Origin of the sequence: Mucilaginibacter lutimaris (assembly GCF_042676625.1) — a bacterium.
In the GTDB taxonomy this organism is placed as follows: Bacteria; Bacteroidota; Bacteroidia; order Sphingobacteriales; family Sphingobacteriaceae; genus Mucilaginibacter; species Mucilaginibacter lutimaris.
Map to the genome: position 1 here is coordinate 541898 of NZ_JBHTIA010000012.1, position 26069 is coordinate 567966.

At 44.9% G+C, this 26069-nt stretch carries 23 protein-coding genes; 7 read left to right on the forward strand and 16 right to left on the reverse strand.

Annotated features, from left to right (window positions below):
• Nucleotides 1–117 precede the first annotated feature (117 nt).
• On the forward strand, nt 118–2745 hold the full coding sequence (gene cphA, locus ACFQZI_RS17445; protein WP_377144766.1) for a cyanophycin synthetase: 2628 nt from the start codon (nt 118–120) through the stop codon (nt 2743–2745).
• 302 nt (nt 2746–3047) lie between these two features.
• Here cphA and ACFQZI_RS17450 read toward each other — a convergent pair whose 3' ends face one another.
• The gene (locus ACFQZI_RS17450; protein ID WP_377144767.1) at nt 3048–3692 is read right to left on the reverse strand and encodes a DNA-3-methyladenine glycosylase family protein; all 645 of its coding nucleotides are present in this window, start codon (nt 3690–3692) and stop codon (nt 3048–3050) included.
• Nucleotides 3693–3757: 65 nt separating this feature from the next.
• On the opposite strand from ACFQZI_RS17450, the gene ACFQZI_RS17455 reads away from it, so the two are divergent.
• The 4 genes from ACFQZI_RS17455 to ACFQZI_RS17470 are packed head-to-tail and all read left to right on the forward strand — an operon-like array spanning nt 3758 to nt 7806.
• Complete coding sequence (locus ACFQZI_RS17455; RefSeq protein WP_377144768.1) at nt 3758–5038, forward strand: replication-associated recombination protein A; 1281 nt, start codon at nt 3758–3760, stop codon at nt 5036–5038.
• Between the two features lie 47 nt (nt 5039–5085).
• Nucleotides 5086–6558 (forward strand): DUF5687 family protein, encoded by a 1473-nt coding sequence (locus ACFQZI_RS17460; protein WP_377144770.1) that lies wholly within the window; start codon nt 5086–5088, stop codon nt 6556–6558.
• Nucleotides 6559–6560: 2 nt separating this feature from the next.
• The gene (locus ACFQZI_RS17465; protein WP_377144772.1) at nt 6561–7301 is read left to right on the forward strand and encodes an ABC transporter ATP-binding protein; all 741 of its coding nucleotides are present in this window, start codon (nt 6561–6563) and stop codon (nt 7299–7301) included.
• A gap of 10 nt (nt 7302–7311) precedes the next feature.
• Complete coding sequence (locus ACFQZI_RS17470) at nt 7312–7806, forward strand: GNAT family N-acetyltransferase (RefSeq protein WP_377144774.1); 495 nt, start codon at nt 7312–7314, stop codon at nt 7804–7806.
• A 166-nt stretch (nt 7807–7972) separates the two neighbouring features.
• Here ACFQZI_RS17470 and gltX read toward each other — a convergent pair whose 3' ends face one another.
• The 15 genes from gltX to ACFQZI_RS17545 form a co-directional block, all read right to left on the reverse strand.
• Entirely contained in the window at nt 7973–9490 is a 1518-nt protein-coding gene (gene gltX, locus ACFQZI_RS17475) for a glutamate--tRNA ligase (protein WP_377144776.1), read from the reverse strand.
• Between the two features lie 251 nt (nt 9491–9741).
• Entirely contained in the window at nt 9742–10590 is an 849-nt protein-coding gene (locus ACFQZI_RS17480) for a transglutaminase-like domain-containing protein (RefSeq protein WP_377144777.1), read from the reverse strand.
• Nucleotides 10580–11317, reverse strand: coding sequence for a peptidase (locus ACFQZI_RS17485; protein WP_377144779.1), 738 nt, complete (start codon nt 11315–11317; stop codon nt 10580–10582). The genes ACFQZI_RS17480 and ACFQZI_RS17485 overlap by 11 nt, the downstream gene beginning before the upstream one ends.
• An 89-nt stretch (nt 11318–11406) precedes the next feature.
• Nucleotides 11407–12378 (reverse strand): transglutaminase family protein, encoded by a 972-nt coding sequence (locus ACFQZI_RS17490; RefSeq protein WP_377144780.1) that lies wholly within the window; start codon nt 12376–12378, stop codon nt 11407–11409.
• A 104-nt stretch (nt 12379–12482) separates the two neighbouring features.
• Entirely contained in the window at nt 12483–13418 is a 936-nt protein-coding gene (locus ACFQZI_RS17495; protein ID WP_377144782.1) for an alpha-E domain-containing protein, read from the reverse strand.
• 88 nt (nt 13419–13506) lie between these two features.
• Entirely contained in the window at nt 13507–14955 is a 1449-nt protein-coding gene (locus tag ACFQZI_RS17500; protein WP_377144784.1) for a circularly permuted type 2 ATP-grasp protein, read from the reverse strand.
• Nucleotides 14956–15243: 288 nt separating this feature from the next.
• Nucleotides 15244–16443 (reverse strand): glycosyltransferase family 87 protein, encoded by a 1200-nt coding sequence (locus ACFQZI_RS17505; RefSeq protein ID WP_377144785.1) that lies wholly within the window; start codon nt 16441–16443, stop codon nt 15244–15246.
• 118 nt (nt 16444–16561) lie between these two features.
• On the reverse strand, nt 16562–17293 hold the full coding sequence (locus tag ACFQZI_RS17510; RefSeq protein ID WP_377144786.1) for a hypothetical protein: 732 nt from the start codon (nt 17291–17293) through the stop codon (nt 16562–16564).
• Nucleotides 17294–17471: 178 nt separating this feature from the next.
• On the reverse strand, nt 17472–18020 hold the full coding sequence (locus ACFQZI_RS17515) for a carboxymuconolactone decarboxylase family protein (protein ID WP_377144788.1): 549 nt from the start codon (nt 18018–18020) through the stop codon (nt 17472–17474).
• Between the two features lie 2 nt (nt 18021–18022).
• A complete protein-coding gene (locus ACFQZI_RS17520; protein ID WP_377144789.1) occupies nt 18023–18565 on the reverse strand; it encodes a carboxymuconolactone decarboxylase family protein in 543 nt (180 codons plus the stop codon).
• 11 nt (nt 18566–18576) lie between these two features.
• Nucleotides 18577–19851: an MFS transporter gene (locus ACFQZI_RS17525; RefSeq protein WP_377144791.1), complete on the reverse strand. Its 1275-nt coding sequence runs from the start codon at nt 19849–19851 to the stop codon at nt 18577–18579.
• A gap of 7 nt (nt 19852–19858) precedes the next feature.
• Entirely contained in the window at nt 19859–22594 is a 2736-nt protein-coding gene (locus ACFQZI_RS17530) for a TonB-dependent receptor (RefSeq protein ID WP_377144792.1), read from the reverse strand.
• Nucleotides 22595–22654: 60 nt separating this feature from the next.
• Complete coding sequence (locus tag ACFQZI_RS17535) at nt 22655–23215, reverse strand: carboxymuconolactone decarboxylase family protein (RefSeq protein ID WP_377144794.1); 561 nt, start codon at nt 23213–23215, stop codon at nt 22655–22657.
• 130 nt (nt 23216–23345) lie between these two features.
• Entirely contained in the window at nt 23346–23897 is a 552-nt protein-coding gene (locus ACFQZI_RS17540; RefSeq protein ID WP_377144796.1) for a hypothetical protein, read from the reverse strand.
• A gap of 160 nt (nt 23898–24057) precedes the next feature.
• Entirely contained in the window at nt 24058–24705 is a 648-nt protein-coding gene (locus tag ACFQZI_RS17545) for an autotransporter outer membrane beta-barrel domain-containing protein (protein WP_377144798.1), read from the reverse strand.
• A gap of 224 nt (nt 24706–24929) precedes the next feature.
• Here ACFQZI_RS17545 and ACFQZI_RS17550 point away from each other — a divergent pair, with 224 nt between their 5' ends.
• On the forward strand, nt 24930–25661 hold the full coding sequence (locus tag ACFQZI_RS17550) for a GDSL-type esterase/lipase family protein (protein WP_377144800.1): 732 nt from the start codon (nt 24930–24932) through the stop codon (nt 25659–25661).
• Between the two features lie 5 nt (nt 25662–25666).
• Complete coding sequence (locus ACFQZI_RS17555) at nt 25667–26044, forward strand: nuclear transport factor 2 family protein (RefSeq protein ID WP_377144802.1); 378 nt, start codon at nt 25667–25669, stop codon at nt 26042–26044.
• The last annotated feature ends 25 nt before the right edge of the window (nt 26045–26069 follow it).

Consider the following 26069-nt stretch of genomic DNA (forward strand, 5'->3'; position numbering starts at 1 on the left):
TTGGTTAAAAACGAATGCTTTAATTAATAAAACTGCATTTTTTGGCCGAAACATTTTATTAGATTGATAAGTTCTTTAGATTTAAAAAGAAATTCCCTACCCATTTTTGGAGCATATATGAAGATTGAAAATATACAGGTATTGCGTGGCCCTAACATCTGGAGCATTAGCCGCAAAAAATTGATACAAATGCGGTTAAACCTGCAGGAAATGGAGGAACACCCATCAAATACTATTGATGGTTTTTACGAGCGTATGAAAGCGCTTATACCAAGCCTGTATAACCATCGTTGCTCGCCGGGTGTGCCGGGCGGCTTTTTTGAGCGAGTTATTGCCGGCACCTGGATGGGACACATTATTGAACATGTTGCCTTAGAGATACAAACCCTTGCGGGGATGGATACTGGCTTTGGCCGCACCCGCGAAACCAAAACGCCGGGCACTTATAACGTGGTATTTGCTTATGTGGAAGAAAAGGTTGGTGTTTTTGCTGCCGAAAGCGCTGTGAAAATTGTGCAGGCTTTGATAGACGGTACGGACTACGACCTGGAAAAGGATATACAAACCATGCGCGAAATTAGGGAGAACACGCGCCTTGGCCCAAGCACGGGGTCGATAGTTGAGGAAGCGATTTCCCGTAAAATACCGTGGATAAGGTTAAACAACCAATCTTTAGTGCAGCTGGGCTATGGTAAAAACCAGGTACGTTTCCGCGCTACAATGACGGAGAAAACCAGCAGCATTGCGGTTGACATTGCCAGCAATAAAGACGAAACCAAACGCCTTTTGCAGGAGCAGGCCATCCCGGTTGCCAAGGGCATGACCATCAGCAAAACTGAACAGGTGATAGAAGCTATTGACCGTATTGGCTTCCCGCTGGTATTTAAACCGCTTGATGGCAACCACGGCCGTGGCATCAGCATCAACATTAACACTACCGAAGATGCCATTGCAGCCTATGAGCATGCCGCCAAAATTTCGCGCCGGGTTATTGTGGAACGGTACGTTACCGGGTACGATTTTAGGGTGCTGGTAATTGATAATAAAATGGTAGCCGCTGCACTGCGCGACCCGGCACACGTTATTGGCGATGGCGAACTGAACATTCAGCAACTGATAGACAAAGCAAACACCGACCCTCGCCGAGGTTACGGACACGAAAATGTTTTGACCCTGATAGATGTTGACCGGGATACTTTAGACCTGCTGGAAAAGAAGGGCTATACATTAGAAACCGTGCCCGAAAAGGGCGAAAAGGTTTTTGTAAAATCTACAGCTAACTTAAGCACCGGCGGTACATCGGTTGATGTTACCGACCATGTGCATCCGCAAAATATCTTTATTTGCGAACGCATCTCCAAGATCATTGGCCTGGATATTTGCGGAATTGACATTATGGCGCAAAACCTTACCGAGCCGCTTACCGAAAATGGCGGCGTAGTGCTGGAAGTAAACGCCGCACCGGGCTTTAGGATGCACATAGCACCAAGCGAAGGCTTGGCACGCAACGTAGCCGGGCATGTGATAGATATGCTTTATCCGCCGGGTAAATCGGCACGTATACCTATTATTGCCATAACAGGTACCAACGGTAAAACCACTACTACGCGCTTAATAGCGCACATTGTAAAAAACAACGGGCACCGTGTGGGTTTTACAACAAGCGATGGTATTTATGTACAAAATACAATGATGTTAAAGGGCGATACCACAGGCCCGGTAAGCAGCGAGTTTATACTGAAAGACCCTACCGTTGATTTTGCCGTATTAGAAACCGCCCGCGGCGGTATACTGCGCTCGGGACTTGGCTTTAGCAAGTGCGATATTGGCGTGATCACCAATATCCAGGAAGACCATCTCGGCCTATCAGACATACACACCTTGGAAGATCTTACCCGCGTTAAAAGTGTAGTCATTAACTCGGTAAAAAAAGATGGGTGGGCGGTACTGAATGCAGATAATAAATACTGTGTACAAGTAGGTAAAAAAGCCGACTGTAATGTTGCCTACTTTAGCCAAGATGAGAATAACCCTGTAATAGTATCGCACTGTAAAAAAGGCGGTATTGCCTGTGTGCACGAAAATGGCTTTGTCACCATCATTAAAGGCGACTGGAAGATCCGTGTACAGCGCACCATCCTTATCCCGCTAACGTTTGGGGGAACCGTGCCGTTCATGATAGATAACGTAATGGCCGCCACATTGGCTACCTACCTGCATGGCTTTAAAACCGAGGATATCAAGATCTCATTAGAAACCTTTATCCCATCTGCCGCGCAAACGCCGGGCAGGATGAACATCTTTGAATTTAAGGATTTCCGTTTCATGATAGACTTTGCGCACAACCCGGATGGATACAACGGAATTAAAACTTTCCTGAGCCACGTTGATTCGCCGCTAAAAATCGGTATCATTGCCGGTACGGGCGACAGGCGCGACGAAGACATCCAGGAAATTGGCAAGATTGCCGGTGAGATGTTCGATTACATCATTCTGCGCCAGGAGAAACACCTCCGCGGCCGCACTGCCGAAAATATTCTCGATCTTCTTATCAGCGGTATAAAATCCGTTGACACTAACAAACCATTCGAGATAGTGCCCAAGGAAATAGACGCCATTAAACACGCCATGAGCCTTGCCAAACCTGGCACCTTTATTACCGCCCTAAGCGACGTGGTAGATAACGCCATTGAAACGGTACAAAACTACCAGGAGCAGGAGCGGAACGGGTTGTTTAACGTATAGAGCACCTCACCCTGCCCTCTTCTAAAGAGAGGGTTCTAAAAGCCCGCTTGATTTTCAGGCGGGCTTTCTTGTTTGCGAATTTACTCACCCGGTCATTGCTTCGCTCAACCACCCTCTCTCCGCAAGCGGAAAGAGGGATTTATTTGATTTTTTTTAACCCTCTTTGCGAAGCAGAGAGGATCGCGCACGAAGTGCCGCGGGGTGAGTAAACCGGGCAGTTATAAAAGCTAAATTTGTCATGATAAGCCTGTCGAACCATTTGCAAACCGTATAAGTCTTAGCTCCATATTGACAATCGTATTTTAAGCCCTCCCCTTTGTTGAGGGCTTGGGTGAGGCCAAATAATAATGCCACAACAACATACTCGCCACAGTTCTATATGGCTTCCATTGTTCGGCTACCAAAGCCAACTCCTCTTTAGTGGTTTCTTTGGGCAGTCCTTTTAAGCGTTTGATGGCGTTAACTATTGCCAGGTCGCCGATGGGAAGAACGTCTGTATGGTGCAGCGCGAACATCACGTACACATCCACCGTCCAGTTGCCAATCCCTTTTAGGGCGGTTAATTGCCTGCGGATGTCTTCATCTTCCATCTGCTCAAACGCTTCGAGGTTTATTTGCCCGCTAATAATGGCCTCTGCCAGGTAACGGATATAGTCCGTTTTTTGGCGGCTGCAATAGCACTCGCGCATTTCGGCATCGGTTAGTAACAAAACATGGGCGGGTGTAATTTTGCCTACCCGTTCGCATAACTTATTCAGGGCCGATAGTGCCGACGCCAAAGACACCTGTTGCTCCAGGATAATATGAACCAAACTCTCATACGTATTAGGCCTCGACCAAAATGGCGGATAACCATATAGTTTTATAACGTCGGCGAAGTCGGTATCCATTGTGGCAAGCTTGTCGCAAATGGAATGATAGGTGGCTTGTGTAAACTGTTGCGGCATATAATTGTTATATAAACTTACTAAATTTCTTAGGATTTAGCGTTTCTATTTCAGAATTTTACCATATGAATAACCTGCCGCCATTAGCCGAACGCATGCGCCCAAAATCACTTGATGATTATGTGGGACAGAAACATCTTGTCGGCCCAGGCGCGGTTTTACGCAAGGCTATTGAAAGTGGCACGCTGCCTTCCATGTTGTTTTGGGGGCCGCCGGGGGTAGGTAAAACTACGCTGGCATATATCATTTCGCAGTCGCTGTATCGCCCTTTCTTTTCTTTAAGTGCCATTAACTCGGGCGTAAAGGATGTGCGCGAGGTGATAGAAAAAGCATCTTTACTAAAAGAGCAGGGCGAAGTACTACCGATATTGTTTATAGATGAGATCCACCGCTTCTCCAAATCCCAACAGGACTCATTACTGGGCGCGGTTGAGCGCGGCATTGTTACGCTTATTGGGGCCACTACAGAGAACCCGTCGTTCGAGGTGATCTCCGCATTGCTGTCGCGGTGCCAGGTTTATATACTACAGCACCTGGCAGAACAAGACTTGCTCGACCTATTGGAAAAAGCTCAAAAAGAAGATGTTGTACTGAAAGAAAAGAACATCGTTATAAAGGAGCACGAAGCCTTGTTGCGTTTAAGCGGCGGTGATGCACGTAAACTGCTGAATATTTTTGAGCTGCTGGTAAACGCTTTCGACAGTAAAAAAATTGTGCTGACCAACGATGTTGTGCTGGAACATGTGCAGCAAAACATGGCACTGTATGATAAAACCGGCGAGCAACATTACGACATTATATCGGCATTCATTAAAAGTATGCGCGGCAGCGACCCTAACGGCGCGGTGTACTGGCTGGCACGAATGATAGTGGGTGGTGAAGACCCGCTGTTTATTGCCCGCAGGATGCTGATACTGGCATCGGAGGACATTGGTAATGCCAACCCTAACGCATTGCTGCTGGCGCAAGCTTGCTTCGAATCGGTAAATAAAATTGGTATGCCCGAGTCGCAGCTGATCCTGAGCCAAACGGTAATTTACCTGGCAACATCTCCCAAAAGCAATTCGGCAACTACGGCTATTGGCGCAGCTATTGCCTTGGTACGCGAAACCGGCGACTTGCCAGTTCCGCTGCATTTACGCAATGCGCCAACTAAGCTAATGAAGAACATTGGCTACGGTAAAAACTATAAGTACGCCCACAATTTTGAGGGTAACTTTGCCGACCTCGATTTTCTGCCTGAAGAGATCCGCGGTACAAAAATTTATAACCCCGGTAACAATGCGCGTGAGAATGAATCAAAAGAAAAGCTGAAGAAACTTTGGGGCGACAGGTACAAATATTAGTATCTTAACCGCTGGTTAATTTGGCTTAAACTTACTTCCTCACACACATGACATCAACATTCTTTAGTCACGAACTAAAATCTTTTTGGCGGTCAAAAAACACGGGTAAAAGCATTGCGATAAAAATAGTTATGGGGGTACTGATCTTCATACTGCTTTTATATGTACTTGCTTTTGGCATATTCCTGGATATTATACTCGGCAAAATGTTCCCTGCAGAAGATCTTACGGTGGCATTCTGCGGTATTATCCTGGTCTACTTCCTTACAGACCTGCTCATGCGCATGCAATTACAGGAGCTGCCAACCCTTAAAGTACAACCCTATCTGCACCTGCCTGTTAAGCGCAATAGCGTGGTAAGTTACCTTGCTTTAACCGCTTTGTTGTCTTTTTTCAATTTATGGCCCATAGTGCTTTTCGGGCCGTTTATTATTAAAGTTATTTTACCCGATTCGGGGTCGGGCGTGGCGTTGGCTTTTATGTTTTCTATTATTGCCTTGGCGTTATTTAATAACTATCTGGCCCTGTATATTAAGCGTAAAGCCAACCTAAACGGCTGGATATTTTTAATAGCCGGCGGCATATTAGCCTTAGCTACCTGCGGCGATTACTTGTGGCATTGGTATTCGCTTAAAGCCATATCATACCTTTTCTTTGGTAACCTCATGGTAAAGCCTTACCTGGTGTTGCTGCCTTTATTGCTTGCCGTGGCCATGTATTACATTAACTTTTATTACTTAAAAGGCAACTTGTATCTCGAAGAGCTTAGCTCTAAAAAAGAGCACGCCAAAAGTAGCACCGAGATTCCTTTCCTTGGCCGTTTTGGGCACGTAGGCGACCTTGTTGCCAATGAGGTGAAGCTGATACTGCGTAACAAGCGCCCCAGATCGGCCCTTATTATGGGCTTATTCTTTATGTTTTACGGGCTTATATTTTATACCAACCCCCAAATGGGCGAAGGCTTTAAAATATTTGTGGGGATGTTTATGACAGGCATCTTCATCATAAACTACGGGCAATTTATGTTTAGCTGGCAAGCCTCCCACTTTGATGGCATACTGGTAAGCAAGGTAAAATTCAGAGATTTTTTAAAAGCTAAATATTTGCTATTTACCATTGTGTCTACAGTGGCATTTATACTTACCACTCCTTACGTTTACTTTGGATGGAAAACGGTATTGATACACTTTGTAATGTACCTATGGAACCTGGGCATCAACACCACCATTGTACTTTACTTTGCCAACCGCAATTATAAACGTATAGACCTGAGCAAGGGTGCATCATTTAACTGGGAGGGCGTAGGCGCGAGCCAATTATTATTGTCGTTCCCGTTAATAGCATTCCCCTACGTAATATACTGGCCGCTTAAGCATTTTGGGTATGATAACATTGCCCTTGTTGTATTGGCATTGCTTGGCGTGGTGTTTATTATCACCCGCGACTTCTGGATAAAAAAACTTGAGCAGGATTTTCAAACTAAAAGATATCAAATAGCCGAAGGCTTTAGAAATAAATAATCATGATAGAGATAAAAGACCTTAAAAAAGTTTACAACGGTGTAACTGTAGTAAATGTGCCGCATTTGCAAATAAACAAAGGTGAAAGCATTGGCCTTGTAGGTAATAACGGCGCGGGCAAAACCACACTGTTCCGTATGATATTAGACCTTATCCGTGCCGATAAGGGCGAAGTGCTATCTAATGGAGTAAACGTTGCCGGTAGCGAAGCCTGGAAAAATTATACAGCGGCCTACCTTGACGAGGGTTTCCTTATCGATTACCTTACCCCCGAAGAGTACCTGTATTTTATAGGCGGCCTGCACAACCAAAATAAAGCCCAGGTTGATGAAAAGCTTGCAGGTATGTCGGAGTTTTTTAACGGCGAGATCATTAAAAAGGGTAAATACATTCGCGACCTCTCTAAGGGTAACCAGTGCAAAGTTGGTGTAGGGGCATGCCTGCTGCAGCAGCCGGAGTTGCTGATGCTGGATGAGCCTTTTGCCAATATAGACCCCAGTACGCAGTTTAGGCTGAAGAATATTTTGAAAGAACAGAACAAATCGCGCGGCGTTACCACAATTGTTTCCAGCCATGATTTGAACCATGTAACTGATGTTTGTGACCGGATTTTGCTGATGGAGAAAGGTGTGGTGATAAAAGATATTGCCACCAGTTCATCAACCCTAACCGAGCTTGAAGAATATTTTGGTGTGGGGCAAAGCAGCGCATCTTACCCGGTAGACCCCGAAGAGAACCACTAAAACACGGCCTATGTACTTAATAAGGGAAGCAACCGTAGCCGATGTTGACGACATTTTGCAGATAGCCGAACAAACCTGGTGGCCTACTTACGAGCCGTTATTAGGCAAAGAGCAGGTGGCTTATATGCTTGGCGAATTATACACCGCCGAAAAGATAGGCAGGCAAATTTCAGAAAAGCAACAAATATTTTTATTGCTGATGGAAGACGGGCAGCCAGTTGCGTTTGCCGCTTATTCGCCGCGCCAGGAGGATGCAGAAATTTACAAACTGCATAAATTGTATTGTTTACCTGCTACACAGGGCAAAGGCTACGGCAAGATACTGATAAATGCCGTTGCTGATAAAGCCCTTGAAGCCGGCAAGCGAATGTTAGAACTTAACGTTAACCGTTATAATAACGCCAAAAGTTTCTACGAGAGAATGGGCTTTCAAGTAATTTACGAAGAGGATATCCCCATTGGGCAGTATTGGATGAATGATTATGTGATGAGGAAGAAGTTGTAAAACGAATAAAAATCATGTCATTGCGAGGAGCGTAGCGACGTGGCAATCTCGTCGCGTTTAATATGCGAGCGGCGAGATTGCCACGCTATCGCTCGCAATGACATATTTAAAAACAGCAAAGGCGCATTTATGAATGCGCCTTTGCTGTTTTGTATTTTTTCGGCTTTTACGCCGTAAAGGTCTCAACAGCCTTTTCTATCCTTATTATCGTTTCGCTTTCGCCTAATAATTTGGCTATATCAAACACATGCGGGCCAAACTTGCCGCCTACCAGCATAATGCGGAACGGTAGCATCACATCGCCGGGCTTAAGGCCTTTTTCTTCGGCAAGGGCTTTAAATTTAGTTTCCAGCTCATGCACGTCTACGGGTTCGGCACTTAGTATAGTAATAAACGCATTGAAGAAATCTGTTTTAGCGTCCGTCCATTTCGGTTTAACCGCGTTCAGGTCGTACTCCGCAGGTTGCTGGAAAAAGTACCCTGCTTGCTGGTAAAAATCAGGCAATAAAACGCAGCGTTCTTTAACTACATCAATTACCTTTAAAAGGTAAGCCTCATCTTTTATAACTACACCTTTAGCCTTCAATATCTCCCATACCTTTAGCTTTAAGCTTTCGGCATCGGTACGTTTTATCCACTCGGCATTGTACCACTTGGCCTTTTCAAAATCGAACTTCGCGCCGGCCTTACTGATACGGTCTATAGAGAATTTCTCTATCATTTCGTCCAGCGAAAATATCTCCTGGTCGGTACCATCGTTCCAACCCAGCATGGCAAGCAGGTTTAAAAATGCTTCGGGCAGGAAGCCTAACTCACGGAAACCGGGTGTTAGTTCGCCTGTTTTAGCATCCAGCCAGTTCATGGCATAAACCGGGAAACCAAGTCGTGCGCCATCGCGCTTGCTCAGTTTGCCATGACCGTCGGGTTTTAATATTAAAGGCAAATGTGCCCATTCCGGCATATCGGCTTTCCAGCCCAGGTACTCCCAAAGCAGGATGTGTACCGGTGCAGATGGCAGCCATTCTTCGCCACGGAAGGCATGACTTATCTTCATCAGGTAATCATCAACTACTACGGCTAAGTGGTATGTTGGCATACCATCAGCTTTTAAAAGCACTTTATCGTCAACCTGGTTAGTATCAAAACTAACGTGGCCGCGTATCATATCGTTAAAGCTTACGGTTTCGTCATCCGGCATTTTTATGCGGATAACATGCCTTACACCTTCGCGTAACAGTTTCTCGGTTTCATGCAGGGGCAGCGTAAGCGAATTGCGCAAGCCCTCGCGGGTTGCAAGGCCATATTGAAAATTTGGCACTTCTTTACGTTTTGCATCCAACTCTTCGGCGGTATCAAAAGCGTAATAGGCGTAGCCTTGTGCAACCAGTTTTTCAGCATACTCGCGGTAAATAGGTTTGCGCTCGCTTTGGCGATAAGGGGCATATTGGCCGCCAACCACCGGGCTTTCATCCGGCGTAATGCCGCACCATTTAAGGCAATCTATAATATATTGCTCGGCGCCATCCACATAGCGGGTTTGATCGGTATCTTCTATACGGAGTATAAAATCGCCTTTGTGCTTTTTGGCAAAAAGGTAATTAAACAAAACGGTACGCACACCACCCAGGTGTAAACCACCTGTAGGGCTTGGCGCAAAACGGACTCTTACTTTTTTTTCTGACATCGCGCAGCAAAGATAATGCGAATAACCCGAAGGCGAAAGTTTGATGTGAAATGTGGCGGCACACAAACAAACCCCAACGTCAAGCTGAACCTGTCGAAGGATTTTTAATGTTTTGTAATTCCCTCCTTGGGGAGGGGTGTGGTTTGCCTGTGTGGTGGCGGGGAGGGGTTGCCGTACGTCCGAAAACGAAGAAACCCCTACCTCCCCTTCCCCGGGGAAGGAATCGCACGTGCCGCCGCTTTTATCATTTTCTACAAATACGTAACCCCGTCAAAGACGGACTTAGTATAATATATCGGTTCAAAAGGCTCATCATCTGCCATCTGGCAATCGGCTTTTACATAGTTGCAGTACACATCGCCAAAAATGCTGGCAATAGCGGCATCGGCGGCATCGCGCCCGGTAGCTATTTTTACCAGGCCGTTCATGGGCGCAAGTTTGGTAGCGTCAAACAAGATCCATTCGCCGCCTATGTAAGCTTCGAAGCACGCGTGGAAATCTGCAGGGATCAATCTGTAGGCATAACCCGTGAAATAACGTGCGGGGATGGTTAATGCCCGGCAAAGGGCTATACCTAAATGCGCAAAATCGCGGCATACGCCTGCTTGTTGGGTAACTGTATCGTAAGCCGATGTTTCGGAATTACTGAAACCGCTCAGGTATTCTACATTTTTGTGGATCCAATCGGTAACCGCCACTACTTGCCTGTACGTATTTTCTATTTGCCCGAACGTGTTGTTGGCCAAACGGTATAACTTGTCCGACTGGCAATAACGGCTTGGATTTAGATAGGTAAGCACTGCCGGATCGAACTTGCTCACGGGCACTTCCCGGAAGTCGCGGTAGCTTTTAATCTCGAAATAATTGTCAACTGTAGCTTCGTACTGTATGCTTATGGGGCCTGTTCTCTCAATATCCAGTCGCACAAAACGGTTTTCGCCATTGGTAGCCGGCAGTTCTTCGGCCTTAATGTAAGGCTCTATCAATAATTTTTCGTTCAGTATGGTTTGGTGCGCGGTGCGCAGCGCGTGTACATTTAATATTAACGTGCTGGGTGCTTTAACCTCGTAACCTAACTGAGCCGAAACTTTAAACTTCATCTTTTACACCGGGTAATTTTGCAAACGCTTTTTCCATCCAATCTCCCGATATATGCTGCAACGCCGCCTTTAACTCGTCATCCCATTGTGCCGATATGCTGGCCATGTCTTTTTGGGTGTACCGCTGCTCAACTAACTTAAAAGTATCTTTCCTGTACAATGCAATATCTATCGGGAAATCCACATTGTTACTGCTCACCCTTGTAGAATCGAACGAGAGGAACGCTGCCTTCAATGCTAAATGCATGCCAGAATCTTCGTCTATAGTACGATTTAATATGGCCTTGCCGTGGCCCGAATTACCGATGGCAACAAATGGCGCGCCCTGCCCAAGTTCTACCCAGTTACCCTCGGGGTAAAGCAGGAATAATTTATGCTCGTCATCGCCTTTTAGCTGGCCGCCAATAATGGTATTCAGGTCAAATTTAAAGCCCGCTTTTTCTAACGTGGCGCGGTCTTCCTCTGCAACGCGCCGCACCTGTTCGCCAAAGGCATTAACGGCCTGGTAAAGCTTATCGTAAGTTTGGGTCTCTGTAACCTCGTTGAAATAAACAACAGCTTTATCACGTACAGAACGTAGTCCGCTGGTCATGATAAACATCGAGCCACCGTCTTTTTCAACTGTGGTAAGTTTCTTTTTTACGGTAGTTTCTGTGCCCGATGTTATGCGGGTATCGGCAAGGGCAATTAGGCCTTCTTTAACTTTAATTCCTAAACAGTAAGTCATAATTTTTTAAATAGAATCAGGATATAAGAATCCAGAGTCAAGAGTCAAGACAAACTCTTTGATCCGTTGTCTCTATAATCTTGCGTCTCCTATTGTTGTTGCTGCTGTTGAATCATCTCCATGTACTTGGCATAACTATTACGCGATGCTGTAGTTGATGGTTTGGGTTGATGATTAGATACGGTAAATATATCTTTTTCTTCGTGAATCTGGCCATCTTCGTACCCAACAGATACAGATACCTCCAGCTTGTGGCCTGCGGCGCCTTTGTAAACACCCTTAACCGGCGAGCAATCGCTAAAGTTACGGCCAACGGCTAAGCGCACATGATTTTCGTTTGCCACGCAGTTGTTGGTGGGGTCTATACCCAGCCAGCCGTAACCGGGAAGGTAAGCTTCGGCCCAGGCGTGGGTAGCGCCTTCGCCGCGCATGCCATCTTTATTGGGGCAAATGTAGCCGCTAACATACCGTGCGGGGATGCCAACTAAACGCAGCATTACCATCAAAAGGTGCGCAAAATCCTGGCAAACCCCCGCGCGGATCTTCCAGATCTCATCAAGCGTGGTCTCCACGGTGGTTACGCCTTTTATGTAATCAAAATTTTTATAAACGTAGCGGCAAAATTTAAGGGCGGTATGGTAGGGCGTATCCTCCACTTTGCGTTCGGCTTCAACCACCGGGCGCAGTTCACTGAGGCCTTCAAAATATTCCTGTTTTAAAAAATCGATGTAAGGGACTATATAACGCAGGTTAAACAACTGGTTCCATTGCTCTGCCGAAAACATATCATCGAGGGGCAACGGGCGGGGATGGGTGATGATAGATAATTGCGAATTAATGATCATTAAATTATGAGGTTCGGTGTAGGTAAAACTGCCCACCTCGTTGCCATAATAATCTATATAAGTATCTACCTGCGGGTGCCCGCTAATAGTAAGGTCGTGATTTAAAACATCCTGGTAAATATCAACAATAGGGTAAAGGATAATTTTATTGGCACTATCGCGAACAAAGCCATCGTACATGTACTTGGTGGTATGTTGTATTTTAAATTCGGGCATGGTATTTTTAATTTGAAGATTTGAGAATTTGAAGATGCTTGTCTTTTCATCTTCAAATTTTCAAATCAGCGTATTTTCAAATTGTGATCACTTTCAAATCTGTATTATGAATTTGCGAAGTAGTATTCGTTTAGCGAGTTTCCTATGCGGTACAGGTCCTCACGCAAACTTGTGAGGTACTCATGTAAGCCTATCTGGCTGATGCTTTTTACCGAACTATATTTGATATTACTTTGCAGCTTGCCTATTTGAAACGAGATCTCGCGGTAGTCATTCACGTTGCTGTTATTCTTTAACCTATCGAAATAACGCTGAATATTGTTTACCGAGTAGATAACCGAACGCGGGAAATCATTATTAAGGATCACCTGCTCAATAACATTATGAGCTTCCAGCCCGTCGCGATATGTTTTCTGGTAAAGCTCATACCCACCAATGGATAATAGCAGGTGTTTCCAGTAGGTAATATCCAGCAGCAGATCGGGGTTGGTATTTATGGGGCCAAACTTTACATCTAACACATCTATTGATTGAATGGCCCGTTCCAGATACTTGCCAATATTCATAAAGCTGCGTGCCTGGCCGCGCTCCATGGTAATTTCGGCGGTGCCATAGTACAGCATAACTTCTTTTATCAATACATCCAAAACACCAATAGGGTCGTCTTTTTTAAGGCCGTTAACAATGCGCGGCTCTTTTGCGGTATGGTAATACTCGTTAAGGCATTGCCACAGGTCCTTGGGGATGTGTTCCTGCACGCTGCGGGCGTTTTCGCGGGCCAGGGTTACCAGGTTTACAATAGAGTTTGGATTTTCCTTATCTATCACCATATACTTTAAAACCGCCCGGCTGTCGTTATTTAGCCTGGTTATCAGATCTTCATCCGACCCTGAAAAAATGCGGATCACCGGCTCCCAGGTAAACCCCGCTACCGAATCTTGAGACGAGGCGTAGTTGGTCTTCAGCATCCTTAAGATACCGTCGCTGCGCTCAATATACCGGCTTAACCAATAAAAACTTGCTGCTACCCTGCTTAACATATATTCCTATTCGGATTTCGAGTTTTCAGTTTCGGGTTTCGCCCGAGTGATCATTCTCTTGTTTCTTGATTCTAATTTCTTGACTCTGTTAATAAAGCACCCATGTATCTTTACTGCCACCGCCCTGCGAACTGTTCACCACCAGCGAGCCCTCTGTTAGGGCTACACGGGTTAGGCCGCCGGGTACAATCTCAATCCCATCCGGGCCGCAAAGGGCGTATGGCCTAAGGTCTATACGCCTTGGCTGTAGCACGCCGCCTATATAACATGGCGCTGCCGATAAGCTGATAGTTGGCTGCGCAATGAAATTTCGCGGGTCTTTCAGTATCTCCAGTTTGTATTTTTCAATATCCTCCGTGTTTGATGCATGGCCCATTAGCATACCGTAGCCACCGCTTTCGTTTGTTTTTTTAACCACCATTTTGTTGATGTTCTTAAAAACAAAGTCGCGTTCATCAGGGTCCGACAGGCGATGCGTGGGCACGTTCTTTAATATCGGCTCCTCGTTAAGGTAATACTTGATCATATCCGGCACGTAGATATAGGTGGCCTTATCATCGGCAACACCGTTACCTATGGCGTTTACAATGGCAACGTTGCCTTTGCGGTACGCGCCCATTAGCCCTGCTACGCCTAAAACGCTGTTTGGATTAAATACCAATGGGTCTAAAAAGTCATCATCCACACGGCGGTAAATAACATCTACCTGCTGCAGGCCGGTGGTTGTTTTCATGTAAACCTTGTGATTATTTACAACCAGGTCCCGCCCTTCTACCAGCTCCACACCCATTAAACGGGCGAGTGTGGTATGCTCAAAATAAGCGGAATTATAAATGCCCGGGCTAAGCAGCACAATGGTTGGGTTGCTGATCTGCCTGGGCGATAGCGATAACAGGTTTTTATACAATATCGACGGGTATTCTGTTACGCTGCGTACACCGCAGTTGGGCAGCAGGTCGGGGAACAGGCGTTTGGTTATTTCGCGGTTCTCCAGCATGTAACTTACACCCGATGGGGTGCGCAGGTTATCTTCCAGAACGTAAAAGGTGCCGTCGTGATCGCGGATCAGATCAATACCTGCAATATGTACGTACACATCGTAAGGCACATTCAACTGGTACATTTCGCGCAAAAAGTGAGGGCAGGAGTATATAATATCTATAGGTACTACACCATCTTTAACAATAAACTGGTTGTGGTAAATATCTTTTAGAAAAAGGTTAAGGGCGGTAAGCCTTTGTTTGATGCCGCGCTCTACAAATGCCCACTCGTCCGAAGTTATAATGCGGGGTATAATATCAAAGGGGAAGATTTTTTCTATGCCCTCGCCACTGTTGTAAACAGTAAAGGTAATACCCTGTGTCATGAACAGGCGCTTTGCCAGTTCTTCTTTTTTGTTAAGATCATCGGGCGATTCTTTGGACAAATATTCAATTACTTTCTGATAATGGCCGCGTACAATGCTTTTTTCGTTGTGCATTTCGTCCCATACGCCGTTAATTAAATTGTATTTTTCGAAATGTTGCGCTTTGTACATAAAATTTGACTTAGTATGAGCTGAAAAATTGAACAGTAGTTAAAAAATGTTTATACCTGCCTGATTTAACAATCATAATTAATTATTTTTTGGTAAATTATAAAAAATATAACACATTCAATGCAAAATTTATATCAATATATCATATTTGCCTGAATATATTTAATAATATCAATCAAAAATTTTGATGTTGGCTATTCGGCAGATTTGTGGCGATGGACAATTACAGAACAAGCAAGCTTACACCATGTTTGTGGGTAAGTAAAGTATTTATGAATTGAATTGTAGTTACGGTGAGGTAGTGTAGCCGTGTTTTAGGGGTAGCTTATCATTGATAAAATCTTTAAAGAGCAGTTCCCAGGCAATTTTAAACCATATAATGGTGGGGATATATGCTTTAATGGCGTAGTTCTGCATCCACACCCGGGCGGGTTTCGGGAATGCATCTGAAGGGCCGAGGCCGGTTACTACAAGCAGTAAAACCAACATGGTGATGTTGAAGAGGGTAAAAGGTTTTTCCTGCATCATCATATAAATTACCGCGCCGGCTGTAGCTATAATAAAGGTTGGATGCTCTGATGCTGTACTGAATATAACTACCATTAACAACAGCGAGCACATGATTTGTAATTGAAATTTTAGCGAGGCATACTGTTTAAACCTTAATAAAGCCCCGCCAAGTACCGCCGCGCCACCCAACAGGAACGGCCAGTTTGGTATGGTACTATCCTGAAATAAGCGCCTCACCGCGCCCATCAAACACCAATCGAACCCGGTTGTAAGGTCCTGGTTGGTTAGGTTTTTGGAGGTTAGCGCGGCAAACCAGTCCTTATAGGTTTGCACCAAAAAACCGGGGCCCGAAATAATGGCCGGCAGGCAAAGAAAAACCAATAGCCATATAAACGAACAAATGATGTATTTCAGCTTATTTTTAGAGAACACAAAAAACGCCAAACCCACAATTGGGTAAATCTTCATCAATGTGCCAAATACCGTAAATAACGTTGCATATTGCTCTTTTAGGCGCTTAACAAAGGTAAAACTCAGTATAATAAGGGCTGCAATTGTTGGGTTGAACTGCATATAATGGCTGGAGTTGGCAAACTCGATGGCACATAATAAAAGTATGGCAGTTTTAGTGCGGTTAGTAAATGGCAGGGTGTTGATGGCCCACAAAAACATGGCGGCATTACCTACTTCCCAAAAAAAGAAACCCCAGCTTTCGGGCATCAGCGACATGGGCGCTATGAGCAGGGTAAATGCCGGGCCGTATATATATACGTCGTAATACTCTTTTGGGTAATGCAGGTACAGGTTTACATGATCCCTGAAGTGAAAGTAAGAGGCGCGGAAAATGAGGTAATTATTATCAATATGCCTGAAATATTTTAGCTGCCAGCAAAAAATGGCCACGGCCAAGTATAGCACGCATGTCCATTGGTAACCGGTAAGGTTAAGAAATTTTTTGGGTGATAATTTTCCGTTCATTTTATGGTATAAAATAAAGGAAAATATATTTATCTGTCCGGACTAAATGCAATAAAAAGGGCCGCTTTTAAAAGCGGCCCAAAAGGTATCGGCACAAAAATAAAAATTATTAGGTCTCTTATCTTTTATGGTGCTCAAAGCCGCGGGCTTCAAACGCTAAAAGCATGTTTACAATCACTTTGTTGTAAATGGCAGTATTGCTTGTACTGCTTATAACAATTGTGCCGTTGGTGCGTGTAGCTGCGTCTATCTGGCTGGAGGGGATAGCTGTAAGCAACCTATTTAAGTGGAAGCTTAACTTAGCGGTAACGTTGGTAGTTGCATCAACGGTTACATTCTCTGCCTCGGTTTTTAGTATGGCGTTATCATTGTAATCAAACTCAATAGGTACAGCCACGCCGCCTGCTGTTGTAAATGTGCCTTTAAGGGTAAGCGGAATATCTGCACCTGTTGATTTTAACAGGAACGCTTTTACTTCAATTTCTTTGTAAGTTCCGGTATCTATCTTTGCGGTAACGGTTGCAGGATCCAACGTCAGCAGGTCAAGATTGCTAATGTTTTTCGTGGTGACCTCAACTTCCCGGTTGTTCTTTTTAGCTTCCAGTATAAAGCGGCTAACGTTGGCGATGGCTGATGTCCATTTGATGCTTGCGTTAGAGATGGGGGTTACATTAACTTGCAAGCCGCCTGTTGATGTTGTGGATACATTTGATGTAGCGTTGTCTGCGGTCATCGCAAAGGCTACATCGGCGCTTGATGCAGTGTTTGCGGATTTATCCTTAGTGCAGGATGTTAGGGCAGCGCTCGCCATCATGGCAACAGCACCAAATTTCAAGAAAGTGGATTTCATATAGTTATTAATAGGGGTTATATTCCTTTTATACGATAAGTATCCATTTGAGGTTGCTTTATAGCGTAAAAAAGTAAAACACGCTGACTCCTAATTAATTGAGATAACCAAAAATCCCCCAGGCTTTCGCGAGGGGGCTTTAAGCTTTAATCACTTACTCACTCATGTTAAAAGGTCTTTACTTATATATGCTGCTTTGGTAACCTTCTTCGGCACGCTGAGGCGCGCGGTTTACGTAAAACTGTCTGTCCTGAGGCGCCCAGGTACCCAGGCCATCTACATAGCGGTTAAACATGCAAAAGGCCGCTGCTATTAATACTGTATCATGTATCTCTTTGTCGGTTGCATCTGCTGCCCGCGCCCTGTCAATATCTTCTGCGGTTACGTATTTTCCACCTTTCTGCACTTTTGCGGCAATGTTTAGTAATGCCTTCATTTTTGGCGACACGTTTGCCGATGAGAAATCTTTTTTAATAGCGTCTACCTCGTCAATATCGCAGCCCAGGTAGTGGCCGGCCAAAGCGCCATGCACATTCTGGCAAAAGAAACAGTCGTTAAGGTAAGAAACGTAGGTGCCTATCAACTCCCGTTCGCCGCGCGATAAGCTATTGTTATCATCGCGCAGCAACACCTCGGCAAGCGCGTTCAGGGGTTTCTCTGTTTCGGGGCGGTACGCCATTAAACCGCGGATGCCGGGCAGTTCGTTATTCAGTTCTATATATGCCATGTTTATTGTTTTTTTGGTAAAGCATATCCCTGTACCATTCGCTTGCCCATTTCCTTGTACGCTTCGGGGTCTGTAGGGGTAAGGCTGGCTAATCCGTCTACATAGCGGTTAAACATGCTGAACGATGCTGCTATCAAAACCGTATCATGCAGTTCCTTATCTGTAGCGCCAATTGCCCGGGCAGCTTCAATATCCTCCGTGTTTACCTCCTTGCCTAATATCTGTACCTTGCCTGCAATGTGCAGCAGCGCCTTCATTTTTGGGCTGATGTTGGCTTGCTGCATATCTTTTAAAACATCATCAACCGTGGTGTCGCCATCGCCATAAAGGCAGCGGGCAGCAGCGGCATGGCTGCTCATGCAAAACATACATTCGTTACGCGATGATACATAAGCCGCTATCAATTCACGCTCGGCTTGCGATAGGGGAGATTCGCCGCGCAATAAAACCTCGGCCAGCTCATAAAGGTGCTGCCCTGTTTCGGGCCTGAACATTACCAGCGACCGGATACCTGGTACGCCTTCAGGAACATTAATGTGTGCCATATAATTTTTTTTTAATTGTTATCTGCTAAAATATTTATCTCGCTTACGTTGGCTGTGCCTGTTTTGTCTTTCACAAAAAACATTACGATCAGCCCCAGTACAAATACCAGCGAAAAGATGAATATGGCGTTGCCGTAACCACCTAATGTAGTTACCAAAACACCTATGAACAGTACCGCTGTTGCTGTAAACAACCTGCCAACATTAAAGCAAAAGCCGGTAGCCGTTGCACGGATGCCTGTATGGAACAGCTGCGGAATGTATGACGATAGCACTCCCTGGCTGGCTCCAAAAAATAAAGCCATCACTGCTATCTCCCCATAAATTATTGGCGAAAACGTACTGTTGGTTTTAAATAGAATGAACGACAGTGCGGTACAAACCACAAAGCATAGCATCATTGATTTGCGCAGGCCCATCAGGTTTACCAGCCAGCCGGAAAAGAAGCCGCCGGCCAGGCCGCCCATGCCCAGGAACATCATGCTTAAGCCGCGTTGTTTTGGCGCATCGGTAGTAAACAGGCTTTGCACCCAGGTAGGCATCCACGAAAATATCGCCCAAAGCCCTATTAACATGGTGCCAAACATTAGCGAGCCCAGTATAACATTGCGGCGGTTTGCCGGTGCAAAAAGTTTATTGGCGCCTGCCTGCGGTTGTTGTTTGTGGTTCACCCAAACGGCAGATTCTTTAATTACAAATGCGCCTATCAGGGCCATTGTAACCGGTATTACACCTATAAAAAAGCCTTCTCGCCACAATGGTACTACGTAATTGATTGCTCCGGCAGAAAATATACCCACAGGGAACGCGATGGATAGTATGCCGGTGATGATAGCTTTGCTTTTCTCAGGCCAAACTTCGCTGAGCAGCGTAAAGGCAACTACCAATTCGCCGCCTACGCCAAAACCGCTCATAAACCGGCAAACTACAAGGCCCGCCCATTGCGGCATAAAGCCCGTTAACACCGTAAATAAACCATAACAACCAATGGCACAAAGCAATGCTTTTTTACGGCCTATCCTATCGCTGATAACACCCCACGTAAAGCCGCCAATGGCCCAGCCAAAAATAAAGAGGGCGTTAATAAAGCCGCTTACGCTGTTTAGTTCGTCGGGTTTTAAAGCTCCCTGCAAGTCTTTAACAACCACAGGGAGATAAACCGACATTAATGTTGAAACCGAACCGCCCAGTACGCTGCTTACAAAGCAAATGATGAACAACGCGCTTAAATATGCCGTACTTGTTTTTGAGGTAGCCGCCGGCTGGTCAATTGTTAATGTACTCATGTTAATATTATTTTAAAGGGCTATCGAACACCAGGGCTAAGTAATAGATTGCCCCAACTGCCGGCGAACCGTATGCCTGTGAAATGTATTTGTTAAATATGTTACTGCCACCGAGTTTAATGGTGGTGTTAGCTTTCGGGATCTTTTTGTTGATCTGCGCATCAACCATGGAGTACGCCTGCACGCGGCCCGGCCTTGTGCTGGTAAATGTACCGTACCAATCAAAAGCGGTTTGCCAGTGCCATGCCACGTCAAAGCCAAAACCTTCGGCAACGTTGGCGTTCCCAAACGTCATGTTGGTGCTGTAGCGTGGAGTGTTGTATTGGGCAATGTTATTGATGTTTGCCGAGCCAAGGTTAAATGATGATAGCGTACCGTTACCACCAAGAATGTAGCCTTTGTTAATAAGGTAAGTTAAACCCAAACTTAAACCTTGTGCCGACACTTTATCAGTAGCATTGGTATACAATTGGTAAAGGTGGAAGTTGCCCGAACCCAGGTCGCCGGCAGCGGCAGGGTTTACTTTACCATCGGCACCCAATACCGGGCTGTTAGGGTTTAGCACCACGGTATTTAATATAAAGTTGGTGTATTTGCTGTAGTAATAGTTCACATCAACCAATAACTTGTCGTTTATAAGGCTTTTGTAACCAACCTCAAAGGCCTTTTGCTGCTCGGGCCTGATGTATGGCACGTTTGCTTTTATCAGCAAATCTTTGTTTTGCGCTATAGCTGTTGGGGGTGGCGTGCCACCTGCTATAGCCGCACCAACGGCCCCCTGGAAAGCGTTTGCAGATGCCGATGTAAATGAATTTTGATAAACGTTTAGATCGGCGCTGTTATTTGGCGCGCCACCAAGAATGGTTATCGGGCCAACATTTAGGTGGATGAACTGATCTACAGGGGTTGGGTTACGGAAACCGGTTTGGTACGATGCCCTAAAGTTGTGCGTTTTGGCAACGGTGTATACGGCCGAAAAACGCGGGGTAAAGCTGCCCTTGAAGTTCTCGTTCTTATCGTAGCGGATGGATGCGGTTAGTTTCAGATCGTCATCAAACAGCTTTTTACCTGCCTGCAGGAAAGTGCCGTATTCGTTGATCTTTATCCGGTTGGTTTTATCATCAAACAAGCTGCCGTTGGTAAACATAGAATATTTACGGAAACTGCCGCCAACCAAAAGCTCAACCACCTTTACAGCCTTTGTAAGATCGTACTGCCCATCGGTATGGTAAAATTTACTGTTACTAAAAACGCCCGCGCCACTTAAACCATAGTTATGGATAGATGCATCCTTTGATTTGTTAAACTCGGCACTGCCCGGCATAAACATGCCCTGGTCGGCAAAGGTGCGTGCTGCAATGTTATTGTTTGGCGTAACACCCGGTATGGTACCACCAAAGGCGGCGGCATAACGATCGAACCAGGTGGCATCAGCCTTATCCGGCGATACCACTTTGCCATTCAGGTCCTGCACCCAATCGCGGTTAATAAATTGCGCTAACGACCGGGTGTTGTATGAGTCGTGCGAGTTTTCGCTCACCATATAACTGCGGATAAAAAAATTGCTTCCTTTTAACTCTGCGCGGTGCGTTTGCAATACAAAATTATTCAGGTCGAAACGGCTGCTGCCTGTGTAGCTGGCGGTACCGCGGCCGTAGTTGTATTGATAAATGGCTTCAACATCGTTAGTTACTTTATAATGTAAGGCGCCGTTTAATTTAAGGCTGTACACATCATAGTTCATCAGATCCTTTTCTTCGTACCCGGTGCGCGATACCAGGCCAATGCCAGGCAGGTTTTTAGTAACCTCATCGCCATAAATATTTAAGGCGTCGCGGGCGGGGTTGTTGGGGCCGCGTTTATCAGCTGGGGTAGATGCGCTTATATCGGTATAGTCATTGGCATACCAATCGGTACCTCTCAGGTAAGATCCATTCAGTTTAAACGCGAATTTATTGTTGAACGTTTTAGCATAACGCAGGGCAAAATCATGCAGATGTTTTGAATCTGTTGCGAGGTCGTTAATATGATTTAAGCCCGATTTTACCTGTACGGCCAAGCCTTCATATTTAAATGGGTCTTTGGTTTTGATAGATAATAAACCGTTGAATGCCACCGGCCCGTAAAGCGCCGACGCGGCACCGGGAATTACCTCTGCCGACTCAATATCCAGATCTGACGCACCAAAAAGGTTACCAACAGAAAAGTTTAAGCCGGGCGTTTGGTTGTCTACCCCATCTACCAATTGTAAGAAGCGCGAGTTGCCGGTGCTGTTAAAACCGCGGGTGTTAACCTGTTTGTAGGTTAAGCTGCTGGTAACGGCTTCCATACCTTTAAGGCTTTGCAAGCCATCATAAAAAGTGAAAGACGGGTTTTCTTTAATGGCCCGCTGTCCCAATTTTTCGATACTGACCGGCGATTGCAGGCTGCTTTGATTTACACGGGTTGCAGCCGTTACTACCTCGTTTAGCATAACGGTTTTAACATTTAGCAGGGGAGTAATATGAGTAACCGGGGTGGTTATAACTATGTCCTGCTGCTCGTAGCCAATGCCGGATATTACGATGGTAAAAGGCAGTTTTATGCCGCTGGTATTTAAGCTGAAGGTACCGTTTGAATTGGTAGTTGTGCCAACGGTTTTGCTTTTAACGTTAACACTGGCATTGCTAACGGGGTTGCCCGCGGCATCTTTAACTGCACCGGTTATTTTAACATCCTGTGCAAACACATTAAGGGATGCCATGAACATAATTAATAATAAAAGTTTTTTCACTGTGAGTAAGTTTAAATTAGGGTTGAGTAACTATTTTTTTAAATGATCGTACCCTTGTGGCAGGCGGGTATAGCCATGGTTAACAAGCCTGTCGGCCAAAACGTTGTAATAGTCAGGGTCGGCGGGGAGGGCGGTACCCAGGCCATCAACATACCTGTTATACAGGCAAAACAGCGCGGCAATAAGCACCGTGTCGTGGATCTCCACATCAGTAGCGCCGGCGTTTTTGGCTTGTTGTACAATATCGGCTGTTACACTTTTGCCACTTTGGCGCGTTAGCGATGCGATTTTTAACAACGCCTTCATTTTGTGGCTAACCGGTGCGGTATCAATATCCTGCTTGACCTTCGCGGATATAGCGGCGTCCCCGGCAAGCAGGTCGGCAGCGGCTGTGTGGGCTGTTGTACAAAAAGTACATTCGTTACCGTAAGATACCACGGTGGCAATAAGTTCGCGCTCGGCCTCGGTTAAAGTTGATGGTCCGCGCAATAAAAATTGGGTAAGTTCGCGTATAGGCTGCGCGGTACCCTTGCTGTATTCTAATAAGCCGGTAATGCCCGGCAAATGGTCTTCAAGTGCTATGTAAGGCATAAAAAATCATCAATAAATAAGACAAAATGGGGAATGCGTAAACAAAGAGGGTTGTTTAAACCGAAGCAAAATACAATACAGCAGTGGCTAAGCCATGCAGTAGCATCCCCAATAAATTTATGAATAGGATTTATGCCTGCACATCGGGCGGTTGGCCCAGCGCGGTAAGGTGAACAGTAAGCGGTTTAGGCGCTATATACATATAAGGCACCTGCAATGCCCTGGCAGGCACCGCGAGGTTAAACAACGTAACGGCGTAATTAAAATCATTATCGGTACCGCTCTTTTTGGCAAGGGGCACGTGGTTCTTTTTAGCCAGCGGACTATCGCTTATATCTTTCGCGTTAATAACGTTATCGTTAACCAGTTTTGTTTTGGTGTAGTTAGGGATACACTTTACGTACATGGTATCGCGCGTCATTTTTAGGGCAACGTAGTTATAGCAGTTACCCTTAAGCTGGATCTGGCCGGAGATATTTTCGTAACGGCGCTGTTCCTGTACATAAGGCATCCGCACAGGGATCTTAATTTCTACAAGTTCATCGGGCTTATAGTAACCTTTGCTTATCTGCTCATTGGCAAATGCGTCAGATTGGTTGATGAAATACTGATACAATAGCATGTAACCGCACATGTTAAACACAAGCACAGCAAGCATAACTATTGCGAAAAGCTTTTTCAACTATTAAGGTTTCTAATTAGGTCAGGATAAATGTATTAAGAAAAAATTAACCTGCAAATATTTTGTGAAATAGAAATGTTACAAAGCAGACCGTTCAACAAAAAGCCCCTTGCAGCAATGCAAAGGGCTTGGGCATGTATGATAAGGTATAGGCAGGGTTTTAAAATACGTAGTTGACGGAGAAATTAACGCCATTTACAAAACTCGCGTTAAACCCATTGCTTGTTCCCTCGGTATAACCCTCCATTTTTTGGTGAGAGTAATTGATGTTACCCATCCTGGCTGCAAGGGCAAGTTTTTTTACCGGGAAATAAACAAAATCGAGCCCGATTCCGCCCGAGTAAGTTTTATTAGTGTTGTTGTAATAGGAAGGGTTGCCGCTGTCAAATGCAGTAAGTTTTGTCATATTATAATTTAAATAAGGACCGGTACGGATACCTATCTTATTTTCAAACAGTACATACTTGCGCAAATACAGGCCGGCGTTAAACGCGCGTGACCTTTGCTCGTTAGGGAAAGTGAAACCCGCTTCATTTTCTTGTTTTGAATAACCGTAAGAAACACCTGCGCCCAGGTCGAGGTTGTCGGCGATAAAATAACTGTAATCGGGCCCAATGTTGTAAGTTGTAAACTTACTGTGTTGAGTTGGGCCTAAGGCGTTAATAGAGGCATCGAATGTTTTAAAATTTGAGGTTGATGTTGAGAACCCAAAACTGGCGCCGATCATCTGGCTGCCTTTTTCTGTTTGTGCTTTTGCGGTGTGAATTGTGATTGCCGATACGCATACCAGCAGGAGTTTTTTGTACATAAAATTGTTTTAAAGGTTTGTTGTGTTTTTGATTTGCAAATCGGCTGTATGACGGTACGCTCTAAGTTTGGTTTAACACACTTCTCAAGAAAAAATTAAATGTTGGCTAACATGTTTATAATGTGCTATTTAATTTTTTAGCCATATTTTCTTTACTTTACAAACCTTGCACCGCATATTATCTGTAGATAAATTTGAGGTTAATTACCCGCGAAAAACTAAATATGAAATTAACATACCTGCTGCCATTGCTGTTATTAACAGCCCCGGTATTTGCCCAGCAAAAAGCCGATTCTGCCAAAAATATCGCCACCGTTAAAAATGATTATAGCGACGACTGGGCCAACCTGCGCCATTACGAGGCGGAGAATAAAACATTACCCGCCCCGGCACCCGGCGAAAAGCGCGTTGTGTTTTTAGGCAGCTCCATCTTCGAATTTTGGAAAACACGTATGCCCGAATATTTTGAAGCGCATAAAAACTATATTGATAGAGGTATTAGCGGACAAATTGCCCCGCAATTGCTCATCAGGTTTCAACAGGATGTAATATCATTAAAGCCCAAAGCCGTAATTATACTGGCCGGGAGTAACGATATTGCGGGCACAACCGGGCATGTAACTAACGAGAGAATTTTAGATAATATCAAATCGATGGTTGAATTGTGCAGGGTGCATAGCATCAAACCTATACTATGTGCATACTTGCCTATTAACGAATATCCCTGGCGCAAAGGCCTTCAGCCGGCCGAAAAAATCATTAGTCTTAATAAAGCCATAACAGCTTACGCGGCCAAAAATAAGCTGATTCTGCTCGACTATTATACACCACTTGTAGATGATAAGAAAGGAACACGGGCTGAATTAACTACCGATGGCGTGCATCCTAACGCGGCAGGATATAAGATAATGGCGAAGGTTACCGACAAAGCTATTGCAAAAGCATTAAATAAGTAAAAGCTATGGATGAATTAGAATCTATTGTTAAAAGCTATATAGAAGCTTATAATAAGTTTGATATAGAAGGCATGCTTATTCATATGGATGAAGCGGTAGTGTTTGAGAACGTATCTGGCGGAGAAGTAAATATGACGCTTAACGGAATAGAAGAATTTCGTAACCAGGCATTACAGGCTGTTGATCTGTTTAGCAGCAGAAAGCAAACAATTGCCAATTTAACGCAGGCTGTTAACCAAATTATAATTGATATCGCCTATCATGGTGTTTTAGCCATCGATCTGCCTAATGGCATGAAGCAAGGCGATGAGCTGAACTTAACGGGAAGATCGACCTTTACTTTTGCCGGCGACAAAATAATAAGATTACGTGATGAAAGCTAATGGCAGCATCTTTGTAAAGTAAACC